Genomic DNA, 25,558 nt, shown 5'->3' on the forward strand with positions numbered 1-25,558 from the left:
TTTAGGTCTGAGTTTATCTAGCAGACATCGCAGTCGTCGTATCCGCCCGCCTCTTTAAACCAGTTAGTTAGGTGCGTTTTCAGGTCTTTTAATTCATCTGGACCAATTAGCGCTAATCCGAGATCTTCAGCTCGTGTAATATCGTTGTAGCGCAATGGTCGGAAGCTGACGAGCATGGCTCGCGCTTGAAGGCCACCCAACAGATCGCGCAAAGATTCGAGCTTGTATAAGGTGTCATCACCGTCATCGCGCATACCTTTAGTTTTACACTCAATGATATGAAGTTTGTTATTGGCGACCGAGGCAACATCAAGCTCATTACGCACTTCACGATCACCAAGCTGACGATAAACCTGCACATTGAGTGAATGATCCTGAATGGTTGGCATATCTTTTTGGATCTGACGCACTGTGCTGTGAACTAACGTCTCTAACCATTCACCATTTGAGAAGCGACGGGCGTCTTCATCTGCGAAGGTGAGAACACCATGCTCATAAGTTGCAATTTCGGCTTCGACCAAGTCACTGAGCAGCATATTGAGCTCGCGGTAACCTTGTTGTTTCTCGGATAGTGCGACATCGAGCTTTTGCTCTTTACGGCACGTAGTAGCGAGATAGTTAAGTGTCGCAAGACCAGGACCAAGTTCAAGTGCATTGCTTGCCCATCGTTCTCCAAGCTCATACAGTTTCTGATCAAGCTGTGGAGGAAGCTGTTGGTCATTAAACTCGCCCCTAGCGCCAAATACTGTTAGGTAGTCGTCAATCGTAATTCGATCTTCTACTTGAGTATCTTCTTTACCGTCTGGGTATAGCCAGCAAAGGCGGTCACTATTTGGTTCTACGACAAAAATCGGCCAATGAAAAGTACGAAACACCTCGTAAACAGACAGCAGACGATGACGCAGTCCACAACTGGCGTTTAACTTAACGTCTTCTCCGCGTGCACTAAGGTCGTCAGCCAGAATGCCGACAGCACGTTTGATTCGTGAAGTATTCGCGACATTCGGAATCTCAAAAAACTCTGATGTAATGTCTCTTTTTGCCAGAACGCTATGTAATCGATGATACATATCTTTCTGGCTCTTAACGCCAATAAAAACAATGTGATCACTGACGGTCCGGTTATCCAATAATGGAGTGACTAATCGGATTGGGTCCTGATCAATGATGCCAACATGAACTGCCATAAACCTTCCTCATGCTTGGCTTGCGAAAAATGTGAAGTTAGAAGTGGGCAAGCCTTAATAACCATATAACGACAGCGCAAATAAAAAACAAGGGCGATTAATGAAATTAACCGCCCTTAGTGAATAATTTGCATTGTCTTTACAAAACTAGAGTTTAAAGCGATGCACCAGTTCACCTTGTTGGTTGGCCAGTTGGGTCAGATCCGCACTAGTTTGTGCGATTTGAGCCATGGCTTGGTAGCTGGTGTCGGCAATCTGATTGATTTCATCAATGTTGCGAGCAATTTCCCCTGTGGTTTCACTTTGTTCGGCAGCTGCTTGGGAGATGTGTCCACTCATTTGGCTTATTTCAATAATCAATGCCTGAATTTCCTCCATTGCGCTATTGGCATTGGAAGCTTGAGCAACTGACTGATCCATATCATCCATACAGCTTTGAATCACTTTATTGGCCGATGTAGAGCTGTTCTGTAGGTTACTGATCATGTTTTCAATTTCTGACGTTGATTCCGTCGTTCGTTGAGCCAACACCCTAACTTCATCTGCTACAACGGCAAACCCGCGTCCTTGTTCACCTGCTCGTGCAGCTTCAATTGCAGCATTGAGCGCCAGTAGGTTCGTTTGTTCTGCGATATTGCGGATCACATCCAAAATCGAGCCAATCTGACTGCTCATGCTCTGGAGGTCTTTAACGGCGTCAACTGACTGGGTGAGGCGACTCTCAAGTTGGTTAATGGTGGTGATGTTGTCATTCATGATCTGACGACCTGATTCTGAGGCCGATTCAACCTGTTCAACCATCTGCTGCGAGCTTTGTGCACTTTGCGCGACTTCTTGAACCGAATGCGCCATTTCTGTCATAGCGGTTGCAACGTTAGCGGTTTGCTCACGCTGCTGGCTGAGCTGCGATTGCGCTTTGGAGGAAGTTTGCTGGTTAATGTTAGCGGTATCAGTAAGATTGTCGGATGCGCTGTTGAGCTTCTTCAAAATGTCGTGAAGATTGTCTGCTAGCGAATTGATATGGCTACTTACACGGCTGAACTCATTGTTGTGGCGATTTTCTATGCGCTGGGTCATGTCGCCTTGTGTCAGGCTTTCAAGTGTTGAAAGGATACGAGTGAGTGGCGTGCGCACACTATGGGCGATGTGGTAGCCAATACCGAGTGCTAAGGCAATGACAAGAATGCCCAATGTGACTGAATTGATCACCCCTTGGTCATAGACTTCACTCGCCTCTGCTAGGGAAGCGTGTAGGCCTTGTTGTGCCGCTTCACTGAAGGAGGTGAGCACTGCCATAGTGTTATCTACTTCCAGAGTTAGGTTAGCAATATTGGCATACAACGCAGCTTTGGCTTGTAAGTACGAAGCGTGCTGATCGAGTACGCCGCCTTTTTTACCAATATCTGTGGTGAACTGCTGTACTGATTCATCAAACACCTTCTTAATTTCAGGCATTTGTGTGGTTAGGCCACGGTATGCGTAATTAAGGTGTGTGACGGCTTTTTTGTTTTTAGCGACCGCTTTATTTACCAGCTCTAAATCGCTGCTAGCGAGAGCGTCGGACGTAATCACCTCTGCGTCCTTCAGTTTAATAAAGTAGCTTTTAGCCATTACTTTGACGGAAATACTGCTCTGGTCATCCACATACTCTTTCATTCCAACTCCGAGCTCAGAATGAAGACGCTGGAAGCGGCGTGATGATTTCTGAACATCAGCTAGAGCTGCAAACATGTTTCGATAATTATTCATAGCTGCATCGGCTTCGGTAAAATAACGCAGCTCCATTGCTTTTAGCTGTTCGATGCTTGCCTGGAGTTCCGAGTTGCCGGTACTGGCCTTAGCCAAATCTTTCAGAGCTTGGTCGTAGCGACTTTTAGCGTCTTCGAACTGACCGCGAATTTCGTCCATTCGATCAGAGCTCTGCGTTGTTAAAAAGTCTTTAAAAAGTTTGTCGGCAGAGAGTAGGTAAACACTGGTTTGGTTAGACTGCGATACCAAAGGTAAAGCGGTATTAGATACACTGCCAAAGTTGGAGTGAATTTGTTGCATCCCTCGCATTGTCATAATGGTTGAAATAACAAACATTATGATGATCAATGCAAACCCAGCGTACATACGCTTGATCACTGAGCCCTTCATAGATCTCTCCCTAAATAATACGTAATGTCTTAAAAAATTAACAAAAAGAGAGTCATTGTATTGATAGCGAGACACGCATTTTATGACGCATAATACAAATTTAGCCATCTGCTACTATCAGTACGGTGTATATGTTAAGTGAACACTGTTTTTTATTGTGATCTGAGCGAGCTTAGCGCATACTCCTTTGCAACGTTCAACGAAAACAACACTTAATGGAGTGCTTCATGGCCGAAGAAACCATTTTCAGTAAAATTATTCGCAAAGAAATCCCTGCCGACGTGGTTTATCAAGATGATCTGGTCACGGCATTTCGCGATATTAATCCACGTGCTCCAAGTCACATTTTGATCATTCCTAATAAGTTGATTCCAACAACAAACGACATTGAAGAAGCAGACGAACTGATAATGGGTCGCATGTTTACTGTTGCTCGCAAGTTGGCGAAAGAAGAAGGGATCGATGAGGATGGATACCGATTGATTGTTAACTGCAACTCTCATGGTGGCCAAGAGGTATATCACATCCACATGCATTTGGTCGGTGGGCGACCACTTGGCCCAATGTTGATGAGCTAAGGTTACACATTTTTTATGAGGACGGCGGTATTTATACAAACTTTTTATCAATACCGTTGTCCAACCGCGACGATGATGAAATTCTAATAAATAATTCGGAGTACGAAGTGCGTAAACACGTTCGACTCGCATTCGTGATATTCAGCTCTGCTGCTCTTTCTGCATGTGCCAATCTATCGGCTGGAAACTTATTTAGCCACTACAGCGCTCAAAACAACGAAGTCTATCAGGCGGTCAAAACAGGTCAGTATCACAAGGCGGAAGAAGCCTTACCTGAAGAGGTGGCTGGTGACATTCTTGATAACTTCGAAAAAGGGCGAGTGTATCTGCTTAATCAACAGTATGAAGACAGTAAGTCAGCATTTGAAGCTAGCGATAACGCAGTTCGAGTTCAACAAGACAAAGCTACGATATCAGTGACAGAAACGGCGGCCAGTGTTGGTGCTTTAGCTGTTAACGACAATTTAGATATCTATAAACCTGCCGATTATGAGCTGGGCTTCTTACATCTCTATCTAGGGTTGAACTACCTTAAGAAAAACAGCCTCGAAGGTGCCTTGATTGAAATGCGCAGGGCTAATCAAGTTCAAGAACAAGCGCGTAAAGACCGCGAAAGAGAACTTGAGTCGGCACAAAATGACATGCAGGCGCAGGGGTTAAGCCCTAACTTGGGTAGTGTGCTATCTAATTATCCCGATGCAGGTAAAACCTTGCAGGCGGTGCAAAATGGTTATCTTCTTTATTTATCAGCGCTTTTGTACGAAGCCGATAATGCACTGAATGATGCCTATGTTGATTATCGACGCGCGTTAGCTGTGATGCCTGATAATGCACAAGTGATTGATGGTGCGAAACGTGTCGCTAAACGCCTTGGTATGAACGAAGACCTGGTTCAGCTAGAGAAACGTTATGGTAAAACTAGTTTCCTTGATAGCGACAAAGCAAGAGTCATAGTTTTAGAAGAGCAGGGCGTAGTAGATGCTCTGCAAGGTTGGAGGCAAACTCTGCCACTTTATGACAGTCGTGGGAACGGCGCTTTGTATACCATCGCGCTTCCTTATTACCCTAAACAAGTAAGCCAATCATTTTCGCCTATGCAGCTTAATGGTCAAAAGCTTCAAAGCGACTTACTGACGGATGTTAACTTAATGGCACAGCGCGACTTGTCAGAGCGAATGCCAACCATAATCATCCGTCAGGCGCTGCGTGTTTGGGCTAAAGACGAATTACGCAAAGGTGCCGCGAAAGATGATGAATTAGGCAATGCAATATTGAACATCTGGAACACATTGACCGAGCAACCAGATACGCGCAGTTGGTTAACATTACCGGGTGAAATTCGCAGCAGCAGTGCTGTAGTTGAGCCGGGTACTCAAACCATCGTTGTTGGTGAACAGCAACATCAATTTGACGTTGAGGCGGGACGAACCGCTATCGTTTGGATCTCTCGTCAGGGAGGCAATGCTACAATTTGGCATAAACAGTTAGGAAAAATTCGATGAAAAAATGGCTTATTGCAGCAGTGGCTGCGTTAATAATGGTGGGTTGTTCTAGCAACACTGCTGGATTACGTATCGATGGTGAGTCGCAAACCGTTTTGTTTGGAGACAACGTGTTAGCGGGTCGTCTACAAATTGAAGATATCTCTACTACTCAGGTTGATGGTCGTGCTCGAGGTATTGTTCGACTCGCTAGTCAATACAAAGGTGATCTGCATATCCAGTACAGATTTTACTGGTACGACGACAATGGTCTAGAAGTGAATAACAAGCTAGGCCCATGGCGTCAGGCGATCATTCGAGGTATGGAAACGATCGCTATTTCTGAAGTTTCAGTGAATCCGAATGGCACGCAGTTCCGCGTTCAGATTCGCGAAAATGATAACTAAATCGAACTAAAGTCCACTAACTTTAGTCATACACTCATAACACAAGATTCTATAAAGATTTGAGGAACCAAGAATGAAAAAAAGTGTTATCGCATTACTTGGCTTGGCTGTCATCCTGGGCGGTTGTTCGAACAAAGTCAGCTATGGTGATGCACAGGCGGTTGAGACGACAACGATTGATTTTGGCTCAACAGACCTGCAGAAAATTGCGGGCGAAATGGTCGACAGCATGATGATGTCAGGCTCTGTGTCAGCCATTACACGTGACTCTCGTCCGATTGTTTTTGTTGAACGTATCAAGAATAAGACAAGTGAGCATATTGATACTGAGTCGATTACCGATACTATCAGTACTAAGATGTTGAACTCTGGTAAGTTCCGTTTTGTTGATATGGACCGCGTTGAATCAGTTCGCGAGCAACTTAACTTCCAAAACAATGATGAGCTTGTAAACCAAAGCACTGCGATTCAGTTTGGTAAAATGGTTGGTGCGCAGTACATGCTATACGGCAACCTGTCGAGCATTGCTAAAGCCGGTGGTAGTGACAAAGACGTATACTACAAGATGACAATGCGCCTGATGGATTTGGAAACAGGCCTGATTGAATGGGCAGATGAAACTGAAATCCGCAAACAAGAGTCTAAGAGCTTCTTGGGTCTTTAATCTATAGAGGAGTGATTTATGGCAAGGATGTCGTGGCATGAGGCATGTCAGCTAGACGGTTCATTGAAGTCATTAGATCACTTCTTTTCTATCTCTCCGGATTATGCTCAGACGCTGACCGGAGGCCTGACTAATCGCTGCTGGAAGGTTGTTACCCAAAGCGGCGATTGCTTTGTCTGGCGTCCCAATACTTCGATAACCAAAGCCTTTTCTATTTCACGCTTTCAGGAATATCAAATCCTGACAGCGATAGAAGATTCCCACCTAGCACCTAAAGCTATTCACATCAACGAACAAGGGTTGTTGGTGGAATGGATTGAAGGTGAATCATTAACTGATGGATTGCCTTTTGATTCTCTGCTTAAAACAATGATCAAAATTCATAGTTTAGAGACGGCTCGAATCCCTGTGGCGCCATTTAACTTTACCGCTCGTGTCGATCATTATTGGATGTTGCTGCGAGAGGAGCTGAGGTCTGATGATTACCTGAGCATTTACCAGCAGTGGCGAAGTGCTCCGAGCCTAGCTGACATTGGTAGCACTTTATGTCACTTTGATTTGGCTGGTTATAATATGGTCAAGCAGTCGGAAGGCAATATGGTGATAGATTGGGAGTATGCCTCGATGGCTGACCCAAGGTTGGATCTTACATTGAGTATTGGGGTGGTGGGGGAAAAGCCGCTTGAGTCGGTTTATCGATATTGCCAACTTAGGGAAATTGAGGGTGTTGATGACTGGGTTGAAGGTGTGATGGCTTGGCAACCTAGAGCAACTATGATGGCCATGTTGTGGTATTTACTTGCCTATCAGCTTTGGGGGGATGAGCAGTACCTTGTCCAAGCGCAAGCTTTGCGTGACACATTTTGTAGTTAAGATCACTGTTTGAATGCCTCATAGATATAATTCTATGTGCTGACTTTAAAACCTTAGTATTCGTGGTAGATTAAACCGATAAGAATTGAGGGTGATAGAATGATTATTTACTTACATGGTTTTGACTCCACCAGTCCGGGAAACCACGAAAAAGTGCTCCAGTTGCAGTTCATTGATGAAGACGTCCGTTTCATTAACTACAGCACTTTGCATCCCAAGCATGATATGCAGCATTTGTTAAAAGAAGTGCATAAAGCGATAGAACAATCTGGTGATTGTAACGCCATTATTTGTGGAGTTGGCTTAGGTGGTTATTGGTCTGAGCGAATCGGCTTCTTATGCGGTATTAAGCAGGTGATTTTTAACCCTAACTTGCACCCAGAAAATAACATGCAAGGACGCATAGATCGTCCTGAAGAGTATGAAGATATCGCCACAAAATGTGTTGAAGAATTTCGTAGTAAAAACAAAGACCAGTGTTTGGTGATCCTATCTAAAGATGATGAGGTGCATGACAACCGCCAAACGGCTCAGGCACTCGAGAAACATTACCAAATTATCTGGGATGAAAATGAGACTCATAAGTTTAAGAAAATCTCTCAACATCTGCAGACCATTAAGGCGTTTAAAGCCGACAGCTAAACGTCATTTCTAACCAAATTTCTTCAAAAGCGACGTCAATTGAGCACGTCGCTTTTTTCTTACTCATTCAAATTTAAATTAAGGAAAAATTAAGTGTGATTGGCGTAATCTTTTGTTGCGCGGCACACTCTGCCCTATATAATGAATTCACCATAAATTTTTTGATAAATATCAAAAAAAATTGAGAGCAAACCAATAAGTTTGCCCATTATGAGCTAATGCCCGAGCACGTTAGCCTTGAGTCTTCAGACTGTTATTCCAATTATCGCGTTGTATTTGACGAAAAAACCTCTAATGGCCCTTTGATCGTAAGACTGAAACTGATTCTGCAGATTGGCCAACATTACACAATTTCATCGGGGCGAATTCTTCGACTCGAAACATAGTTTTTATCTTTAGAGGAAAGTTGCTGTGACTCGAATTATCGTAGTAGGCGGCGGTGCAGGCGGATTGGAGCTTGTTACCAAACTAGGTCGTACATTAGGTCGAAAAAGACGGGCAAAAGTGACCCTAGTGGATCGCAAAGCCAGTCATTTATGGAAACCACTTTTACACGAGGTGGCAACAGGTTCTTTGGATGAGGGTGTTGATGCGTTAAGCTATCGCGCCCATGCGAAAAACCACCACTTTGATTTCCAGATGGGTAGCCTTGAAGACATCGACAGAGAGCGCAAAGTTATCACGCTGGGCGAGCTAAGAGATGAACATGATGAGCTTTTGATGCCAGGCCGTGAGCTTGAATATGACATCCTTATCATGGCGTTGGGCTCCACTTCTAATGACTTCAATACTCCAGGCGTAAGAGAGCACTGTATTTTCCTTGATAGTACAGAGCAAGCTTATAAATTCAGAACTGAGATGAACAATGAGTTCCTCAAATTACACGCCAAGCATGGTCATGGCACTGTTGATATTGCAATTGTAGGTGCGGGAGCAACAGGCGTTGAATTGTCGGCAGAACTTCATAACGCCGTGAAAGAGCTTCGTACCTATGGCTTTGGTGATCTCGACTCCAGCAAGCTAAACGTCAATCTGATAGAAGCTGGTGAGCGTATCCTACCTGCATTGCCAGCCAGAATTTCCAGCGCTGCACACCACGAGTTAACTAAGCTAGGTGTTAATGTGCGCACAACAACCATGGTGACGGAAGCAGGTGCAGGTGGCCTCACTACTAAGGATGGGGAAAAGATTCCTGCTCAGATTATGGTTTGGGCTGCCGGGATTAAAGCACCTGACTTCGTGAAAAATATTGGTGGATTGGAAACTAACCGAATCAATCAACTCATCGTGAAAGACACTCTACAAACGACTCTCGATGATGATATTTTCGTGATTGGTGATTTGGCTCAGTGCACTCAAGCTGATGGATCATTTGTACCACCTAGAGCTCAAGCGGCGCACCAAATGGCGAGCTGCGCATTTTCTAATATTGTTGCTAAGCTCAATGGACGCGAACTGAAAGCTTATGTCTACAAAGACAAAGGCTCTTTGGTTTCTTTGAGTCAGTTTTCTACCGTGGGGAGCCTAATGGGCAACTTAACCAAAGGTTCTATGATGGTAGAAGGTCGTATTGCTCGAGTGGTGTACATTTCCTTGTATCGCTTGCATCAGATGGCTTTACATGGCTTGTTCAAAACAGCCCTGATCATTTTGATGGGGCGGATAAACCGAGTGCTTCGCCCTAATCTTAAACTGCACTAATCATATCCAAAAGAAAGAGCACCCTAGGGTGCTCTTTTTTTCGTTCATTCTACGGCAGTGAATTAACGAATATTTAAAAATGGAACTCCGCTACATGTGCGAGTGGGCTCTCCTCTTTATTTTTTGTATTGAGAGACAGATTCCCTACAATCTGGTACTCATTACCTAGGCGTTTGACCTTTAGTGAAAGTCCGCCAATAAAGTGGAGTTGGTAACTGGTAACGATACTTTGCATACAGCCGTTTACGTCAAACAAATCGGTGACTTCATCAAAACAAGCCAATTTGTGGTTCTCCGAACCATCATTGAAGTAGTAGCTTTTTGATACTTTGGTATCGTCTAAGAGTAGTTTGAGCAGTGAGCCTACTGAGTCTGAGTTGAAGATGATCATATTGTTTTTCTTAGTTTTCTTTTAATTGGACGATCATACTATCTGACATCTTTGAAGAGCGGAGAGTTAAATAACTTTACTAAACGTTAAAATCTCTAAAGTTATTGTTATTCACTTTTTTTGAGATTATTTGTTGTTAGTTGGGATGATGGAATACACGAGCCCTTGCTTGGGCTGTCCATTGAATAGATAGCGATTTGCGGCGCTTACTTCAAACACTGCACCACATGATTCGGCCAGTTTTTGACTTGGAATATTGTCGGGATCACAAACAACCTCAATACGCGTGATTTTAAGTTGCGCGAAGCAAAACTCGATTAGCGCATCTAAGGCTTCTTTCGCATAGCCTTGTTTATGATACGAGTCATTCAGCCAATAGCCTAAACTGGCCATATTAAAGGTGTGGTAAAGCTCATTGATCGCGACCATGCCAATCAGCGCATTATCATTGCGACGATAAAGGCCAAAACCGTAAGCTTCTGATTTCACCCAGTTCAATCGAGTGGCAAGCACAAAGCGTTCTGCTTCTTTAATCGTGAACTTATCATGGCACCAATCTATCCAGCGATGAAGGCTGGGAGATTGAACGACACATTGAGCTAGCTTTTCAGCATCTTCTTGAGGAATCAGCTTCAAAACTAATCTGGGTGTGATGATGTGGTAATCCGGCCCCATAATGCTCCTTTATAGAAAAACAGCCCTTGAAAGGGCTGTGAAACGCTATTTATTTCAGATTATTGTGCGACACGTCGGACCTGAATAATCATCCCTAGCAGAGGATGATCTAAGAAGTGGGTTTCGGTGCTTCGCATACGGCGTTTTTGGTCCATGCGGTAGCTCTTTAGAAACTCTTCGGTATGTACTGTTGGCGTCACATCTTCCATTAAGCCGACTTGAACCGTGTCTTCGGCAACCATGTTGTCTGTGGGTGTGAACTCAAGAGGCTTTGCTTCGAATGTCACATCTCTTACGCTTGGTGCTTTCAAGTCCAGTTTAACGTCCGCATAAAGGTAGTGCTCGACGTAAACTTGCAACTTGCCGTCCAACTCATAAAGTGGCTTTGCAATGCTTTCTTCGGTGACTCCGTCAATGACCTCTGTACCAATATCCGAACCTTTCTGCGAACCGTCAGCATTGAATTGACCAGAAAAATCTCGACCGGCCTGAATATGGAAGGTTGGCGCGACATAGCGATTGCCGTCGCCTTGTCTCCATGCAGTATGCAAGAGTACTTTAAAGCCGGCGTGATTTTTTAGCTTCCGAGCTTGAGGGTTCAACTCATAGGATGAAGCGGGTAGCATTTCAACGCCTTTTTGCTTGCGGTAACTGGCGTCAATGAAATTGCCGACTCGTTTCATCGAAATTTCAGGTACAGAGTTTGGCCAAGACTCAGCGGTTTGTTCTGGGTTTACCGCACGCTTAAAAATGATCACTTCTATATCAAATTGGCGCTGGGCCCATGAAGGCATCGCGACAACAAGAAGTAGTAGCGGGATCAGCTTTTTCATTACAACTCCATCATAAGGTGAGCGCACCTTGGAAAATTAGTTAAGCTTGACCTAGTCAGGCTTGTGGTAAAAGGTTCTGCTGGAACTCGCCCAACATATCACCAACAAATTGAATTCTCTTGCGTCTGTCGACCAATGGTACCGTAAACTTGAACTTAGTTGGGCCTTCCATCGCGAATTTTTGTGGCTGAGATTGCAATAGTTTAACCAAATACATTGGATTAATGTCAGCGTCCGGATAGAACTCGATGAATCCACCTTTGTCGTGGGCTTCAATTTTCTTCACTTTTAGAGAATCAGCTTCAAGTTTCATTTCTGATACAGAAAGGAGATTCTTGGTTGCATCTGGCAATAGTCCAAAGCGGTCAATCAGTTCAATCTTAAGATCGTCCAGTTCGGCTTTGTCTGATACGCTCGCAATCTGCTTATACATAGATAAGCGCGTGTTGATATCTGGAATATAGTCATCTGGCAGAAGGGCAGGTAGACGCATTTCTACCTCAGTTTGTTCTCTGAGTAATTCGTCTAAAGAAGGCTCTTTCCCTTCTTTCAGCGCTTCAACAGCCTGCTCCAGCATCTCCATATACAGCGTAAAACCGACAGATTGAATTTGCCCGCTTTGTTCATCCCCCAACAGCTCACCTGCACCACGGATTTCGAGATCGTGAGTGGCGAGTGTAAAACCTGCACCTAAATCTTCCAGTGATGCAATCGCATCTAGACGTTTAATGGCATCTTTAGTCATGGCTTTAGGGTGAGGTGTGAGTAAGTAGGCGTATGCCTGGTGGTGAGAACGACCAACGCGACCACGTAACTGGTGCAGCTGTGCCAGACCGAGGTTATCTGCTCTATCCATAATGATGGTGTTGGCAGTCGGGACGTCGATGCCAGTTTCAATGATGGTCGTACACACCAACAGATTAAATCGCTGATGGTAGAAGTCATTCATGATGCGCTCAAGCTCACGTTCGCGCATCTGACCGTGAGCCACGGTAATGCGCGCTTCAGGAATGAGCTTCTCTAAATCAGCAGCGACTTTTTCGATGGTTTCAACTTGGTTATGCAAGAAGTATATCTGCCCACCACGCATGATTTCACGCAGCACGGCTTCTCTTACAACGGCATCATCGCGTTGACGAACAAAAGTTTTAATCGCCAGTCGTCTTGCTGGTGGTGTTGCGATGATCGATAAATCGCGCATCCCACTCATAGCCATATTCAGCGTTCTTGGAATAGGCGTTGCTGTTAACGTCAGAATATCAACGTCTGCGCGCATCGCTTTCATTTTCTCTTTTTGTCGTACACCAAAGCGGTGTTCTTCGTCGACAATCAACAAGCCAAGGTCTTTGAATTTGATGTCGTTAGAAAGCAGCTTATGTGTACCAACCACCAAATCGACTTTGCCGTCTTCGATATCTTGCAGTACTTGCTTTTGCTCCTTCGCTGTTTTGAAACGTGACAGTACTTCGACTCGAATCGGTAAGTTAGCAAAGCGGTCTCTGAAGTTTTCAAAGTGTTGCTGGGCAAGCAGTGTGGTAGGAACTAAGACAGCCACTTGCTTACCGTTGTCCGTAGCAAGAAAGGCAGCACGCATCGCCACTTCGGTTTTACCAAAGCCTACATCACCACATACTAGACGATCCATCGCTTTGGCTTGGCACATATCGGACATAACCGCATTGATTGCCATGGACTGATCATCGGTTTCTTCAAAAGGGAACCCGGCTTTGAAAGTGGCGTACTGGTCACGGTCAAGGGCAAACTTATAACCCGGCTTAAGCTCTCGTTTCGCGTAAACATCAAGTAGCTCTGCGGCCACATCACGCACTTTTTCAGCGGCTCTGCGACGCGCTTTCGCCCAAGCTTCGCCACCCAGTTTATGCAGTGGAGCGGACTCTTCTGCGCCACCGGAGTAACGACTGATCAAGTTTAATGCCGCAACCGGTACGTAGAGCTTGGCGTCATTTTGGTATTCCAGTGTGACGTATTCGGTTGTCATTCCACCTGCTTCCAGCGTTTGCAACCCGATGTAGCGGCCGATACCGTGGTCGATGTGAACGACAGGCTGACCGGGCTTAAGCTCGGCAAGGTTGCGTATGACGGCATCACTGTTTGTAGTTTTGCGATCTTTACGGCGACGCTGGATAACTCGGTCACCGAGTAAGTCACTTTCGCATATCAAAGCAACCTGATTATCGCCAAATAGGAATCCATGCTCAGAGGCGCCCAGTACTAAGGTGAATTTATCGTTGCTTTCTGTCGCGGCAGAGAAACTTTCGTGTTCGACCGGTCGAAGTTTTATGCGTTGCAGCAGTTCAAGGAGTGCTTCGCGGCGGCCTTCAGATTCGACTGAGAAAACGATTTTACCAGTGAAGCTTTCACTAAACTGGCGCAGTGCCGACATCGGTTCCTTGTTTTGGTGCTGAACAGCCAACTCTGGTAATGGTTGAATAGCTGGGTTAGTACGCCCTTGTTTTTCCACAACCGCATCAGCAGAAAGTTGTACCTGAGGCAGCGTTTTAAAGCGACTAAAGAGCTCATCTTTCTTCAGCCACAATTCTTCTGGCGGCAACAGAGGTCTCAGTGGGTCCACTTTACGTTGGTCGTATCGGTAGTCGACATCACTGAGGAAGTGGTCGATGGCTCCTTCTAAATCACCGACTGTAATTAACTGGCTGTCATCGGCGATGTAGTCAAACAAGGTTTCGGTATGCTCAAAAAACAGTGGTTGCCAGTACTCAATACCCGCAGGCCAAGTTCCTTTAGACACCTGCATGTAAACGGACTCAGGTTCACGTCTGGCTTCGAATCTCTGACGCCAGCGGATCCTGAAGTCTTCAATAGCACTCTCTGAGGTCGGGAATTCATGAGCAGGTAGCAGCCTGATCTCTTGAACATCGTCAATTGAACGTTGGTTTTCTGGGTCGAAAGTACGAATTGTATCAATCTCATCATCGAAGAAATCGATGCGGAATGGGTCACTGGCTCCCATAGGAAAGAGGTCTAAGATGGAACCGCGGCTGGCATATTCGCCAGGCCCAAAGACTTGATCAACGTGTCGGTATCCGGATTTCTCCAACTGAATACGCAGCTTTTCCAATGAGTAGAGGTCGCCGACTTTGACCATCAAGGTATGCTGCATCAGGAAGTCTCGAGGAGACTGTCTTTGTAGCAATGTGTTGATAGGAACGATGGTAATCCCACTGTTTTGTGTCGGCAGTTGGTACAAGCGTGCGATACGATCCGAAATGATCTCCTGATGGGGAGAAAAGTTATCGTACGGCAAGGTTTCCCAGTCTGGGAAAAGGGAAACTTCCTGCTGAGTAAACTGCTCGATTTCTTGTAGCAGTTTTAAAGCTGTTTGCGGGTCAGCAACAGCGAGCAGGGTATGACTAGAATGTTGATTAGCAAGTTCAGCAATCGCAAGGGCTAAACTTGCCCCTTGTAAATTGCCGACCTGTTTTTTGTCTCCGGCTCCGGATGGGTTAGCCAGATTAAAAAGCGATGTATTAGACATAATGGAATTATTGTTTGTCGCGATTCAGTGAACGCTGACGAAGTAATTTTTGTTGCTGATAGAGAGCGGCTTTGATCAGGAGATCTTCATCCTGATCGCGCAATAAATCGTATTTGACCGTAATAATGTATTGATCATCCTGTTGCTCGCAGCTCTCAACATGGCCATAGCAATAGATAGCGGCAGAGGGGTGCTCCATAAACATTTTGACTCGTGTTTTGGTATCGACTGTCAGTGCGCTTTCTGCGGTATAGCTAAACTTACTCGCACCAAACGACTGAGTGAGGTGTCGATACTGTTCGTCATCTTGTTGAGACAGCATAAACGTCAGCAACAAGTTCAGCTTGGCATTTTGAGTGTCGAGCAGTTCGATAACATGTCTGAAGTCGTTGTTTTTCAACTCAGTACGAGCATTGTCATTAAGCAGATCAAGATGGCTGAACTCGCTGGCCACCAAAAACGGCGCTGGAATTTCTCCCTCAAACTGATCAAAGCTTGGAAATGCCTGATCTTGAGTAAGAGGCTCAACATTCACGGTCATTTTGTGGTGTACAGTAAAGTATTCTTGATCAGACATGCGGAAATTCCTTTAAGTTATCCTTTGATTATCGCTATAAGAAGCAACTAATCAAGGTATGTCATTGTTTATCACACATTTTGACGCCTAATTAGCAATTAGGGGCTACAACCGCCTGCTATAAATCGTTACAGTAACGCCTATCAAACGTTATTGGTTTTATATATGTTCCATCCGGTTTCCACCTTTATCGGTTTGCGTTACTTGCGCGGGCGTTCCGGTGACAGGTTCAGTCGTTTTGTTTCCTATATGTCGACCGCAGGTATCACAATTGGTGTGATGTCTCTGGTGACGGTTCTGTCAGTGATGAACGGTTTTGAAGCTCAGCTCAAAGGTCGCATTTTGGGCGTACTGCCTCAGGCTATTGTGTCTGAAGCGGATGGCAAAACGCCTTATACCGAAACAATCCCTGACTTTGCCAAACAATTGTCTACTGCGGCGCATCCTGAGCCTATTGTTCAAAGTGAAGCGGTGATTCAAAGCTCAGACAACCTTTCTGCGGGTCTACTTATTGGCATCAAGCCTAGTGATCATGACCCGATTGAATCCCATTTAATTGCAGGCCGATTGTCTTCTCTTCAGGCTGGCAAGTATCAAGTGTTTATTGGTCACACTCTCGCAAGAGCGATGGACGTGTCGCTTGGCGATAAAGTGCGCCTGATGGTGACCAGTGCGAGTCAGTTTACACCGCTGGGGCGTATTCCTAGTCAGCGTATCTTTACTGTGGCTGGCATTTACAACACAGGCTCAGATGTTGATGGTCAACTCATGCTAACTCATATTGATGACGCCGCGCGCTTATTGCGTTTCAAGAAGGACACCATCACTGGGTGGCGCTTGTTTTTTGATGACCCATTTGTGGTGGGCGAACTGAGTAAGCAGCCATTACCCGAAGGTTGGCAATGGCAAGACTGGAGGGATCAGCGAGGCGAACTGTTTCAAGCCGTCCGTATGGAAAAAAATATGATGGGCTTAATGCTAGGTTTGATTGTGGGTGTTGCTGCATTCAACATTATTTCAGCTCTGATTATGGTCGTGATGGAAAAGCAGTCTGAAGTCGCGATTTTGAAAACTCAGGGAATGACAGATAGACAAGTTCTAGCGATTTTCATGGTTCAAGGTGCAAGCAGTGGAGTCATTGGTGCCTTATTTGGTGGCACTTTAGGCGTGCTGCTAGCCAATAATATTAATATGTTACTTGAGAGCGCGGGCATTGCTCTGTTTGCCGTAGGAGGCGAACTACCGATTGTGATCAACCCTACTCAAATCAGTATCGTAGTTGCTTTGGCTATTGCACTAAGCCTATTAGCAACACTTTTCCCTTCTTATCGTGCATCTTCCGTTAAACCAGCTGAGGCTTTGAGATATGAGTAACCTGCTTCAATGTCACAATATATGTAAAACATACCGCGAGGGCTCTCTTGATACTCAAGTGCTAAAAGGCGTGAGTTTTGATTTAAAGAAGGGGGAACTGGTGTCGATCATTGGCTCGTCGGGTTCAGGAAAAAGTACGTTACTGCACATCTTGGGTGCCTTGGATGATACTACTCAGGGTGAAGTTACTTTTCTTGGCCAAAACCTTTCTAAGCTGAGTTCGAATAAGCAAGCTAAGCTTCGCAACCAGCATCTTGGCTTTGTTTATCAGTTTCATCATCTTTTGGTGGACTTTAGTGCGCTGGAAAATGTTGCCATGCCATTGCTTATTGGCGGAACTAAAACAGCGAAGGCGAAAGAGGCGGCAAAAGTGCTGCTGGATAAAGTCGGCTTGAGTCATCGCATGGATCACCGCCCTTCTGAGCTGTCTGGTGGTGAACGTCAACGTGTTGCTATCGCACGCGCATTGGTTAACAGCCCAGATTTAGTATTGGCCGATGAGCCGACCGGTAATCTGGACCATAAGACCGCGTTGGCAATCTACGATTTGATGCGAGAGCTTAATGAACAATCTGGGACTGCATTTTTAGTCGTCACGCACGATGGCGAACTGGCGAGTAAGATGGATCGCCAACTGCATATGCAAGATGGCCTGTTACTAAAAGTTGAGGAGGCGTAATTTGTTCTCTTCACTTTCACTGTTTATCGGCGGCCGTTTTAGTCGTGCTAAGCAGCGTAATAAAATGGTGTCATTTATCTCACTGTCTTCCACGATTGGTATCACGGTGGGTGTGGCGGTGATCATTATCGGTTTGTCAGCGATGAATGGTTTTGAGCGTGAACTCAAAGATCGAGTATTGTCCGTCATTGCTCATGGAGAGTTTGAGGGAGTTCGTGGCCCGATCGAGGAATGGCAGTCGGTTATTGAGCAAGCAGAGAAGCATCCTAAAGTTGAAGCCGCAGCACCTTACGTTAAGATCACGGCATTGGCTGAGAAAGGCCAACAACTTAAAGCGCTTGAAGTTCGAGGGATAGATCCAGATAAAGAATCTGCAGTTTCGAATATGAGCCAGTATATCGATAAAGCTGTCTGGTCTCAGTTTAAAGCGGGCGATAAGCAAGTGATACTAGGGCAAGGTGTGGCTGACTTGCTTGGGGTGTCGCGAGGTGACTACATCACCTTGATGATCCCAACCTCGGGTTCAACAACTAAGGTTCAGGCTCCCAAGCGGGTGCGTGTGAAAGTTGCTGGGTTGCTAAAACTCAATGGTCAGATTGACCATAACCTCGCTTTAGTTCCTCTGCAAGATGCTCAGCAATACGCCAAACTGGGTGAGGCCGTTACAGGTGTGTCGTTGAAAGTGTCTGACGTTTTAAATGCGACACAAATTGTGCGAGAGGCCGGAAACACATTGAATGTGTATGTCTACTTACGCAGTTGGCAGCAAAACTATGGCTTCTTATATCGAGATATACAGCTCGTCAGAACAATTATGTATTTGGTGATGGTTCTGGTGATTGGTGTTGCTAGCTTCAATATTGTGTCGACGCTGATGATGGCGGTGAAAGATCGCGCCTCAGAGATTGCGATATTGAGAACCATGGGCGGTACCGATGGGCTAATCAAGCGGATCTTTGTTTGGCAAGGTGTGTTTTCTGGTGTTTTAGGCAGCGTTGTAGGTAGTATCCTTGGCGTAGCTGTTGCCATGAATCTAACCAAGCTGATTAAAGGGCTCGAAAGTTTAATTGGTCATCAGTTCTTATCAGGTGATATTTACTTTGTCGACTTTCTTCCTTCTCAAGTCAACATATCAGACGTCTGCTTAGTGTCGGGGACGGCGATAGTGTTAAGTTTGCTTGCTACTTGGTATCCAGCATCGCGTGCTAGCAAACTCAATCCGGCGAGCGTGCTTAGCGCGAAATGACACTTCGACCAAAAACAAAAAAAGGACCTGTATGGTCCTTTTTCATTTTTAAACAACATCGCAATTGCAATTGTTTGATTGTCCCGTCGAACGCTAAATAGTTCGATTTTTACTTTTTAAGTAGTCCACCTAATCTGATCTTTCTTTGCTGCCAGCTTCGAACAACGGAATAGCGCCACAGAGCTTTGATACCGAAGTAGCCTGCAATAGCCGATACGATACCGCAAATCATGCAACCAAGTAGGAAAGGAGGCCCAATGGTACTCATTTGGTGCATGATGAACTCCCAAGAAAGCTCAAAGTGAAATGGCTGAGGTGGGATATGCATCACCCAAGCGCCAACTTTATAAGCAAAGTAAAACAGTACAGGCATGGTAATGGGGTTACTCACCCATACTAAGGCGACGGAGAGCGGAAGGTTTACGCCACAAAGAATGGCTAAACCCGCAGACATAATCATCTGGCTGGGTAGAGGAACGAAAGCCATGAATAGGCCGACAGCAAATGCTCCAGAAGCCGAACGGCGATTGAGACACCAAAGATTTGGGTTGTACAGCACGTTGCCAAAAATTTTGAGTGCTTTCTGACGCTTTATTACTTCGTGGTCAGGCATAAAGCGTTTGATGAATTTTCTTGGCATAGGGAAATATGACTCTCTACTTAAATTACTGGACGCTTATATCGTTCTCTTTCCTTATATCAACCGCTCAGTTCTGGTGGTATATGCCAGCATGGGAGTGGTTGCTTCCCTGTATCTTGACCCTGATACTCAGTATAAGGTCAAAATCGCTAAGGTGGTGTGTTGGTCCTGTGTTCGCATGCCTGATACTAGTGATACACAGTAACCTTTTACGCCATCAGCAAGCAATGCTTTTCCAAGCAGGTCAGGATATTACCATAAATGCGGAGGTTGACAGCTTTTTTAAGCAAATAAGTCACGGCTTTCAAGGGGAAGTAGTGGTGAGATCAATTAATGGTGAAGAATTAAACACGTTTGTTCAGCCGCGAATAAGGCTTGTTTCTCCAATGGAGCTTTCTCCCGGTGATGAGATTGGGGCCAGAGTCAGGCTTAAGCCTATTGTAGGTCTACTCAATGATGTTGGCTTTGATGCAGAAAAATATGCATTACAGCAGCGAGTAGTGGGTAGAGCGAGTGTTGTAATCAAAACGCCTTACTGGACTCGTCATGCTGGCTCTGTACGTTATGAACTGTATCAACAAGTGTTGAACTCGGTAGAGTTTCTACCAAGTAAAGGTTTGATTTTAGCACTGACGTTTGGCGTACGAGAGAGTTTGTCTTTCGAGCTGAAAGAGCAGCTAAAAGCGAGCGGACTGAGTCACCTTATCGCGATATCCGGTTTGCATATTGGCATTGTGTTTTACCTTGGCTGGTGCTTTGGCAAATTACTCCTTAGGATTTTTCCCACAGCATTAGCTGCTCCGTTTGTTATAGCATTAGTGTGTGCTTATTTTTATGCTTGGTTAGCTGGATTCTCTATCCCCACCCAACGAGCATTGTGGACATGTTGTCTGGCAGTGTTGTTGCTCCGCTCTTTTAAGCGCCTCCCAGCAAGTTATAAATGGCTAATTATCCTATCTTGGCTTTTACTGACTGACCCGTTTTCAGCGGCATCATCAGGTCTTTGGCTGTCTATGTGGGCAGTCGCGATAATTTTGGTGTTTGTTTCGTTGCAGAATAGATTGTGGTCACCTTGGGTAAATGCGCTCGTGCTGCAACTGACTTTGGTTATTGGAATGACACCAATAGTGGCAATATCGTTTCAAGGCCTGAGCTTAGCCAGTTTCGCATACAACCTTATCTTCGTCCCTTGGTTCAGCTTCGTTGTTGTGCCGCTAAGTCTCTTGGCACTACTGGCTGAAACCGTTTTTAATGTATCAGTGTTTTGGCAATGGGTTGATATCACTATTGAGCCCGTATTCTATGCACTTTCTTTCGCTGACAGCAGTTGGGTTCCATTAAGCCACTTTCTGGCGGTTTTGTTCGTCGGGGCGCTGTTGCTGCTGTTGTTCTCTACTTTTCTTAGCATCCAAGGGAAAGCGCTATTTATATTGTGTGCGTTGGTTTGGGTTAGCGACTGGAAAGAGAAACCGGTATGGCAAGTCTTCGTTTTGGATGTTGGTCATGGCTTGGCTATTGTAGTGAAGCAAGGTTCACGAGCCATAGTCTACGATACCGGAATTGCGTGGGAGGGGAGCAGCATTGCTGCGCAGGTGATTACGCCTTTCCTTCATTATCACGGTGTGAGTAAACTGGATATGTTAATTATATCTCATACCGATGGTGACCATGCAGGTGGCCTAGAGGTGTTGTTACGCGACTGGCAGCCGGAACTTCTAATGGCTAGCCAGCAACTTACCCGAGCTCAAATGTGCTTAAAGGGGAATATACTCGCATGGGGCGAGTTAACATTGGAGTTTTTGTGGCCGGTTGAATCAGTGCAACGTGCCTATAATCCTCATTCGTGCGTTGTTAGAGTGTCCCACCCAGAATACAAACAATCAACTCTGTTGCCCGGAGACATCGACGCGATTGTCGAATGGCTTCTTGTCAGACAACCTGATGCGCTTCGTAGCGATGTTTTGGTTGTCCCACATCATGGCAGTAAAACGTCTTCCATACCGCGGTTTATTGAAGCGGTTAGCCCCAAGGTGGCCATCGCTTCATCTGCGTTGTATGGAAAGTGGCGACTCCCAGATCCTAATGTGGTCAAACGTTATACAGACAGAGACGTACAATGGTTTGATACGGGGGCTTACGGTCAAGTTAGTGTCAATTTCTATTCAAACCATTGGAAAATTGACGCGATAAGAGAGTGGAAAGGGCTGGCTTGGTATAGGCAGATGCTACGTAAGGGAGTAGAATAGACCGAATATTGTAAGAAAAATAAGCAGTTCTATGTCTCTTAATCAAGATGAAACGACCCTGCAAACTTTTAAGCGTTTATGGACTTACATTCGCTTGTACAAAGCAGGTTTGGCTGTAGCGGTCGTTGCTCTCATTATCAATGCGGTAGCCGACACATATATGGTGTCACTCCTAAAACCTTTGTTAGATGAAGGTTTTGGCGATACCGAATCTAATTTTCTTCGCACTTTGCCTTTCATTGTCTTCGGTATGATGGTTATTAGAGGGTTGAGTGGTTTCGTCTCTTCGTATTGCTTGAGCTGGGTATCAGGTAACGTTGTGATGCTGATGCGTCGACGGATTTTTAGCCAGTTCATGCACATGCCAGTGTCTTATTTTGACAAAGAATCGACCGGTGGATTGCTATCTCGCATTACCTATGACTCAGAGCAAGTTGCAGGGGCGACTAGCCGAGCTTTAGTGAGTATTGTACGTGAAGGCGCGAGTATCATAGGCTTACTGGTTCTAATGTTCTGGAACAGTTGGCAGCTTTCATTAGTGCTCTTCATTGTGGCGCCTGTCGTCGCTTGGGCTATTGGTATCGTGTCAAAACGTTTCCGTAAGATCTCTAAGAGTATGCAGGATACGATGGGGCATGTGACGGCCTCCGCTGAGCAAATGCTTAAAGGGCACAAAGTGGTGCTTAGCTATGGTGGACAGAACGTTGAACGCGAGCGCTTTGATACCGTGAGTAACCAGATGCGTCAGCAATCGATGAAGCTGGTCGCGGCCCAGGCGATTGCAAATCCGGTGATTCAGATAATCGCATCGATTGCTCTTGTTGTTGTTTTGTTTCTAGCGAGTGTTGATTCAATCAAAGAGCAACTGACTCCAGGTACGTTTACTGTGGTTTTCTCTGCGATGTTCGGTCTACTGCGCCCACTTAAAGCACTAACCAATGTTACGTCGGAGTTTCAGCGTGGTATGGCTGCAAGCCAGACCTTATTTGCGTTGATGGATCTGGAAACAGAGCAAGATAACGGTAAGTACGAAGCTAAGGCCGTTCGTGGTGAAGTTGCAGTTAAAAATGTCACATTTACCTACCAAGGCAAAGAAGCACCAGCGCTGCGTAATGTCAGCTTTGACATACCGAAAGGAAAAACGGTCGCACTTGTTGGTCGTTCAGGGTCTGGTAAAAGCACCATTGCGAACCTCTTTACCCGATTCTATGACGTTGACTCAGGCAACATTGAGCTCGACGGACATGATGTGCGTGATTACAAGCTGACTAACCTACGCAGCCATTTTGCGCTAGTGTCGCAAAATGTCCACTTATTCAACGACACCATTGCCAACAACATCGCTTATGCCGCGACGGATGAATACAGCCGAGAGCAGATTGAAGAAGCTGCTCGCTTAGCTTATGCAATGGACTTTATCGACAATATGGACGATGGGCTTGATACCGTTATTGGTGAAAATGGTACTAGTCTCTCAGGTGGCCAGCGCCAGCGAATCGCTATCGCTCGTGCCTTGTTACGTGACGCGCCAGTTTTGATCTTGGATGAAGCAACCTCTGCACTTGATACTGAATCTGAAAAAGCGATTCAATCTGCGTTGGATGAGTTGCAGAAAAATAAAACGGTACTTGTTATTGCACACAGGCTGTCAACGATTGAAAGCGCTGACGAGATTTTGGTCGTTGATGAAGGTGAAATCGTTGAGCGCGGTGACCATAGCACTTTGATTGAAAAAGATGGTGCCTACGCACAGCTTCATCGGATACAGTTTGGTGCTTAAACCGTGATTGAAAAAATCTGGTTTGAAAACCATCCTTTACGCTATGTTTTGTGGCCATTGTTATGGCCACTCAGTTTAGTATTTGGAGTTATCAGTCGTTCGAGGCGCCAGGCATTTGTATCTGGGAGTAAAGCCAGTTACAAAGCACCAGTTCCTGTTGTTGTGGTCGGTAATATTACCGCTGGTGGCAATGGCAAGACTCCTGTCGTTATTTGGCTGGTGGAGCAATTACAATCCATGGGTTACAAACCCGGGGTGGTGTCTCGAGGATATGGTGCTAAAGCGCCGAGCTATCCACTCATTGTTGAAGAACAAACACCGACCAAGCATTGTGGTGATGAGCCCAAGTTAATTTTCAAACGAACGGCAGCTCCTGTAGCGGTATCTCCGGTACGAAGTGATGCAGTCAAAGCTTTATTGCCTCTTGGCGTTGATATTGTCATTACAGATGACGGCTTACAGCACTATGCGTTACAAAGAGACATTGAAATCGTAGTGGTAGACGGTAATCGTCGCTTTGGCAGTGAGCAACTGATACCACTTGGGCCCTTACGTGAGACTACCGAACGATTGAGCGAAGTCGATTTCATCATCACTAACGGTGGGTTAGCTTACGAGAACGAAGCCGCCATGGCTCTGACACCGAGTTTGGCCGTGAACCTAAAAAACCGAGAGAAAGCCCCTGTTAGTCAGCTTGAACAGCTGGTGGCGATGGCGGGTATTGGCCATCCACCGAGGTTTTTTGACACATTAGAGAGTCTCGGTGCGAGCCCCGTCGTTACCCAAGGCTTTTCCGATCATAAAAATTTTGAACCTTCAGAGTTGCAAACCTTGGCTAGCCGCGGACAACATCTGATCATGACAGAAAAAGATGCAGTAAAATGTGCCAGTTATGCAGAAGAAAACTGGTGGTATCTTCCAGTGACTGCTAGCTTTAGTCCCCAAGATGAGACGCGCATTTTAAGTAAGATTAAAGAGGTTAAAGAAAAGTATGGACCATCGACTGCTTGAGATTGTAGCTTGCCCTGTATGCAAAGGTAAGCTTACGTTCGACAAAGACAAACAAGAGCTGATCTGCAAGTTGGATCGCCTTGCTTACCCGATTAAAGAAGGTATCCCGGTCCTACTGGAGCCTGAAGCGCGCCAAATGAGCATGGAAGAGGGGCGATAATGTCATTTACCGTCGTTATACCTGCACGTTATGAATCCACACGTTTACCAGGTAAGCCATTAGCTGATATTGGTGGTAAACCAATGATTCAGTGGGTCTACGAGCAATCACTGCAGGCTGGTGCTGAGAAAGTTGTCGTTGCGACTGACGATGCGCGAGTGGAGAGTGCGGTACAAGCATTCGGTGGTGTGGTTTGCATGACATCCTCTGAACATGAGTCGGGAACTGAGCGTTTAGCTGAAGTTGTGAAAGTCATGAACATTCCGGACGATCATGTGATCGTGAATGTACAAGGCGATGAGCCACTGATTCCGCCAGCAATTATCACACAAGTTGCAAATAATCTAGCGAGCAGCCAAGCTCCTATGGCAACGCTAGCGGTTGAAATTTCCCATGAAGACGAAGTCTTCAACCCGAATGCAGTGAAAGTTCTGACAGATAAAGATGGTTATGCGATGTACTTTAGTCGTGCGACTATTCCGTGGGATCGAGATAACTTTGCCAATGGTGGCAAGGTGATTGCTCAACCTCTGATGCGTCACATCGGTATCTATGCTTATCGCGCAGGGTTCATCAATACCTATATCAACTGGGAACCAACTGCTCTAGAGAAGATTGAGAGTTTAGAGCAGCTTCGAGTCTTGTGGTATGGTGAGAAAATTCATGTCGAGGTGGCTAAGCAAGCGCCACCTGCTGGAGTTGATACACCAGAAGATTTAGAAGTAGTGAGGAAGCTCATTACTCATCAATAAAGAAA

Annotated in this window: 23 protein-coding genes; 15 read left to right on the forward strand and 8 right to left on the reverse strand. The window is 45.5% G+C overall.

What is annotated here, in order from left to right:
• Positions 1-17: 17 nt before the first annotated feature.
• Together IX95_RS17025 and IX95_RS17030 are read right to left on the reverse strand one after the other, a co-directional pair.
• Positions 18-1,187, reverse strand: coding sequence for a DUF1887 family protein (locus tag IX95_RS17025; RefSeq protein ID WP_006959084.1), 1,170 nt, complete (start codon positions 1,185-1,187; stop codon positions 18-20).
• A gap of 147 nt (positions 1,188-1,334) precedes the next feature.
• Positions 1,335-3,326 (reverse strand): methyl-accepting chemotaxis protein, encoded by a 1,992-nt coding sequence (locus tag IX95_RS17030; protein WP_038162238.1) that lies wholly within the window; start codon positions 3,324-3,326, stop codon positions 1,335-1,337.
• A gap of 227 nt (positions 3,327-3,553) precedes the next feature.
• Here IX95_RS17030 and hinT point away from each other — a divergent pair, with 227 nt between their 5' ends.
• The 7 genes from hinT to IX95_RS17065 all read left to right on the forward strand — a co-directional run bounded on the left by hinT (position 3,554) and on the right by IX95_RS17065 (position 9,672).
• Positions 3,554-3,904, forward strand: a complete 351-nt coding sequence (gene hinT / locus IX95_RS17035; protein ID WP_038162239.1) for a purine nucleoside phosphoramidase — start codon at positions 3,554-3,556, stop codon at positions 3,902-3,904.
• A 107-nt stretch (positions 3,905-4,011) separates the two neighbouring features.
• Positions 4,012-5,406 (forward strand): COG3014 family protein, encoded by a 1,395-nt coding sequence (locus tag IX95_RS17040; protein ID WP_038162241.1) that lies wholly within the window; start codon positions 4,012-4,014, stop codon positions 5,404-5,406.
• On the forward strand, positions 5,403-5,792 hold the full coding sequence (locus IX95_RS17045; RefSeq protein ID WP_038162243.1) for a YcfL family protein: 390 nt from the start codon (positions 5,403-5,405) through the stop codon (positions 5,790-5,792). Before IX95_RS17040 ends, IX95_RS17045 begins: the two co-directional genes overlap by 4 nt.
• A 73-nt stretch (positions 5,793-5,865) precedes the next feature.
• Positions 5,866-6,456, forward strand: coding sequence for a penicillin-binding protein activator LpoB (gene lpoB, locus IX95_RS17050; RefSeq protein WP_006959073.1), 591 nt, complete (start codon positions 5,866-5,868; stop codon positions 6,454-6,456).
• Between the two features lie 18 nt (positions 6,457-6,474).
• Positions 6,475-7,329, forward strand: a complete 855-nt coding sequence (locus IX95_RS17055) for a phosphotransferase (protein ID WP_021455148.1) — start codon at positions 6,475-6,477, stop codon at positions 7,327-7,329.
• Between the two features lie 99 nt (positions 7,330-7,428).
• Positions 7,429-7,971: an alpha/beta hydrolase YcfP gene (gene ycfP / locus IX95_RS17060; RefSeq protein ID WP_038162245.1), complete on the forward strand. Its 543-nt coding sequence runs from the start codon at positions 7,429-7,431 to the stop codon at positions 7,969-7,971.
• 411 nt (positions 7,972-8,382) lie between these two features.
• Complete coding sequence (locus tag IX95_RS17065) at positions 8,383-9,672, forward strand: NAD(P)/FAD-dependent oxidoreductase (RefSeq protein ID WP_038162246.1); 1,290 nt, start codon at positions 8,383-8,385, stop codon at positions 9,670-9,672.
• Positions 9,673-9,745: 73 nt separating this feature from the next.
• Here IX95_RS17065 and IX95_RS17070 read toward each other — a convergent pair whose 3' ends face one another.
• From IX95_RS17070 to IX95_RS17090, 5 genes are all read right to left on the reverse strand, one after another.
• Positions 9,746-10,063: a hypothetical protein gene (locus IX95_RS17070; RefSeq protein WP_021455151.1), complete on the reverse strand. Its 318-nt coding sequence runs from the start codon at positions 10,061-10,063 to the stop codon at positions 9,746-9,748.
• Positions 10,064-10,189: 126 nt separating this feature from the next.
• Complete coding sequence (locus IX95_RS17075) at positions 10,190-10,738, reverse strand: GNAT family N-acetyltransferase (RefSeq protein WP_038162248.1); 549 nt, start codon at positions 10,736-10,738, stop codon at positions 10,190-10,192.
• A 59-nt stretch (positions 10,739-10,797) separates the two neighbouring features.
• A complete protein-coding gene (locus IX95_RS17080; protein ID WP_038162250.1) occupies positions 10,798-11,571 on the reverse strand; it encodes a peptidoglycan binding protein CsiV in 774 nt (257 codons plus the stop codon).
• Between the two features lie 55 nt (positions 11,572-11,626).
• Positions 11,627-15,088, reverse strand: a complete 3,462-nt coding sequence (gene mfd / locus IX95_RS17085) for a transcription-repair coupling factor (protein ID WP_038162255.1) — start codon at positions 15,086-15,088, stop codon at positions 11,627-11,629.
• Between the two features lie 7 nt (positions 15,089-15,095).
• Entirely contained in the window at positions 15,096-15,665 is a 570-nt protein-coding gene (locus IX95_RS17090) for a hypothetical protein (RefSeq protein WP_038162258.1), read from the reverse strand.
• A gap of 165 nt (positions 15,666-15,830) precedes the next feature.
• On the opposite strand from IX95_RS17090, the gene lolC reads away from it, so the two are divergent.
• The 3 genes from lolC to lolE are packed head-to-tail and all read left to right on the forward strand — an operon-like array spanning position 15,831 to position 18,964.
• Positions 15,831-17,039: a lipoprotein-releasing ABC transporter permease subunit LolC gene (gene lolC, locus IX95_RS17095; RefSeq protein ID WP_038162260.1), complete on the forward strand. Its 1,209-nt coding sequence runs from the start codon at positions 15,831-15,833 to the stop codon at positions 17,037-17,039.
• Positions 17,032-17,718: a lipoprotein-releasing ABC transporter ATP-binding protein LolD gene (gene lolD, locus IX95_RS17100; protein ID WP_038162262.1), complete on the forward strand. Its 687-nt coding sequence runs from the start codon at positions 17,032-17,034 to the stop codon at positions 17,716-17,718. The genes lolC and lolD overlap by 8 nt, the downstream gene beginning before the upstream one ends.
• A gap of 1 nt (position 17,719) precedes the next feature.
• On the forward strand, positions 17,720-18,964 hold the full coding sequence (lolE, locus tag IX95_RS17105; protein WP_038162264.1) for a lipoprotein-releasing ABC transporter permease subunit LolE: 1,245 nt from the start codon (positions 17,720-17,722) through the stop codon (positions 18,962-18,964).
• Positions 18,965-19,073: 109 nt separating this feature from the next.
• Here the strand turns inward: lolE and IX95_RS17110 are convergent, their stop codons facing one another.
• On the reverse strand, positions 19,074-19,604 hold the full coding sequence (locus tag IX95_RS17110) for a DUF2062 domain-containing protein (protein ID WP_006959060.1): 531 nt from the start codon (positions 19,602-19,604) through the stop codon (positions 19,074-19,076).
• Positions 19,605-19,612: 8 nt separating this feature from the next.
• Here IX95_RS17110 and IX95_RS17115 point away from each other — a divergent pair, with 8 nt between their 5' ends.
• Genes IX95_RS17115 through kdsB form a run of 5 tightly spaced genes read left to right on the forward strand, consistent with a single transcriptional unit; the run spans position 19,613 to position 25,553 of the window.
• The gene (locus IX95_RS17115; RefSeq protein ID WP_038162268.1) at positions 19,613-21,850 is read left to right on the forward strand and encodes a DNA internalization-related competence protein ComEC/Rec2; all 2,238 of its coding nucleotides are present in this window, start codon (positions 19,613-19,615) and stop codon (positions 21,848-21,850) included.
• Between the two features lie 31 nt (positions 21,851-21,881).
• Positions 21,882-23,630, forward strand: coding sequence for a lipid A ABC transporter ATP-binding protein/permease MsbA (msbA, locus tag IX95_RS17120; protein ID WP_006959058.1), 1,749 nt, complete (start codon positions 21,882-21,884; stop codon positions 23,628-23,630).
• A gap of 3 nt (positions 23,631-23,633) precedes the next feature.
• On the forward strand, positions 23,634-24,641 hold the full coding sequence (gene lpxK, locus IX95_RS17125) for a tetraacyldisaccharide 4'-kinase (protein WP_038162270.1): 1,008 nt from the start codon (positions 23,634-23,636) through the stop codon (positions 24,639-24,641).
• Positions 24,622-24,801 (forward strand): Trm112 family protein, encoded by a 180-nt coding sequence (locus tag IX95_RS17130; protein WP_006075338.1) that lies wholly within the window; start codon positions 24,622-24,624, stop codon positions 24,799-24,801. The genes lpxK and IX95_RS17130 overlap by 20 nt, the downstream gene beginning before the upstream one ends.
• Positions 24,801-25,553 carry a 3-deoxy-manno-octulosonate cytidylyltransferase gene (gene kdsB, locus IX95_RS17135; protein ID WP_038162278.1) on the forward strand — a complete coding sequence of 251 codons (753 nt, stop codon included), beginning with the start codon at positions 24,801-24,803 and terminating at the stop codon, positions 25,551-25,553. The genes IX95_RS17130 and kdsB overlap by 1 nt, the downstream gene beginning before the upstream one ends.
• The last annotated feature ends 5 nt before the right edge of the window (positions 25,554-25,558 follow it).

Source organism: Vibrio sp. B183, from assembly GCF_000740665.1.
GTDB classification, from domain to species: Bacteria; Pseudomonadota; Gammaproteobacteria; order Enterobacterales; family Vibrionaceae; genus Vibrio; species Vibrio coralliilyticus.

Coding starts and splice junctions, on each gene's coding strand:
- IX95_RS17025 (WP_006959084.1), bottom strand. CDS start 1,187: ATGGCAGTTCATGTTGGCATCATTGATCAGGACCCAATCCGATTAGTC.
- IX95_RS17070 (WP_021455151.1), bottom strand. CDS start 10,063: ATGATCATCTTCAACTCAGACTCAGTAGGCTCACTGCTCAAACTACTC.
- ycfP (WP_038162245.1), top strand. CDS start 7,429: ATGATTATTTACTTACATGGTTTTGACTCCACCAGTCCGGGAAACCAC.
- hinT (WP_038162239.1), top strand. CDS start 3,554: ATGGCCGAAGAAACCATTTTCAGTAAAATTATTCGCAAAGAAATCCCT.
- IX95_RS17080 (WP_038162250.1), bottom strand. CDS start 11,571: ATGAAAAAGCTGATCCCGCTACTACTTCTTGTTGTCGCGATGCCTTCA.
- IX95_RS17075 (WP_038162248.1), bottom strand. CDS start 10,738: ATGGGGCCGGATTACCACATCATCACACCCAGATTAGTTTTGAAGCTG.
- kdsB (WP_038162278.1), top strand. CDS start 24,801: ATGTCATTTACCGTCGTTATACCTGCACGTTATGAATCCACACGTTTA.
- lolD (WP_038162262.1), top strand. CDS start 17,032: ATGAGTAACCTGCTTCAATGTCACAATATATGTAAAACATACCGCGAG.
- IX95_RS17130 (WP_006075338.1), top strand. CDS start 24,622: ATGGACCATCGACTGCTTGAGATTGTAGCTTGCCCTGTATGCAAAGGT.
- IX95_RS17115 (WP_038162268.1), top strand. CDS start 19,613: ATGACTCTCTACTTAAATTACTGGACGCTTATATCGTTCTCTTTCCTT.
- msbA (WP_006959058.1), top strand. CDS start 21,882: ATGTCTCTTAATCAAGATGAAACGACCCTGCAAACTTTTAAGCGTTTA.
- IX95_RS17055 (WP_021455148.1), top strand. CDS start 6,475: ATGGCAAGGATGTCGTGGCATGAGGCATGTCAGCTAGACGGTTCATTG.
- mfd (WP_038162255.1), bottom strand. CDS start 15,088: ATGTCTAATACATCGCTTTTTAATCTGGCTAACCCATCCGGAGCCGGA.
- IX95_RS17090 (WP_038162258.1), bottom strand. CDS start 15,665: ATGTCTGATCAAGAATACTTTACTGTACACCACAAAATGACCGTGAAT.
- lolC (WP_038162260.1), top strand. CDS start 15,831: ATGTTCCATCCGGTTTCCACCTTTATCGGTTTGCGTTACTTGCGCGGG.
- IX95_RS17045 (WP_038162243.1), top strand. CDS start 5,403: ATGAAAAAATGGCTTATTGCAGCAGTGGCTGCGTTAATAATGGTGGGT.
- IX95_RS17030 (WP_038162238.1), bottom strand. CDS start 3,326: ATGAAGGGCTCAGTGATCAAGCGTATGTACGCTGGGTTTGCATTGATC.
- IX95_RS17110 (WP_006959060.1), bottom strand. CDS start 19,604: ATGCCAAGAAAATTCATCAAACGCTTTATGCCTGACCACGAAGTAATA.
- lpoB (WP_006959073.1), top strand. CDS start 5,866: ATGAAAAAAAGTGTTATCGCATTACTTGGCTTGGCTGTCATCCTGGGC.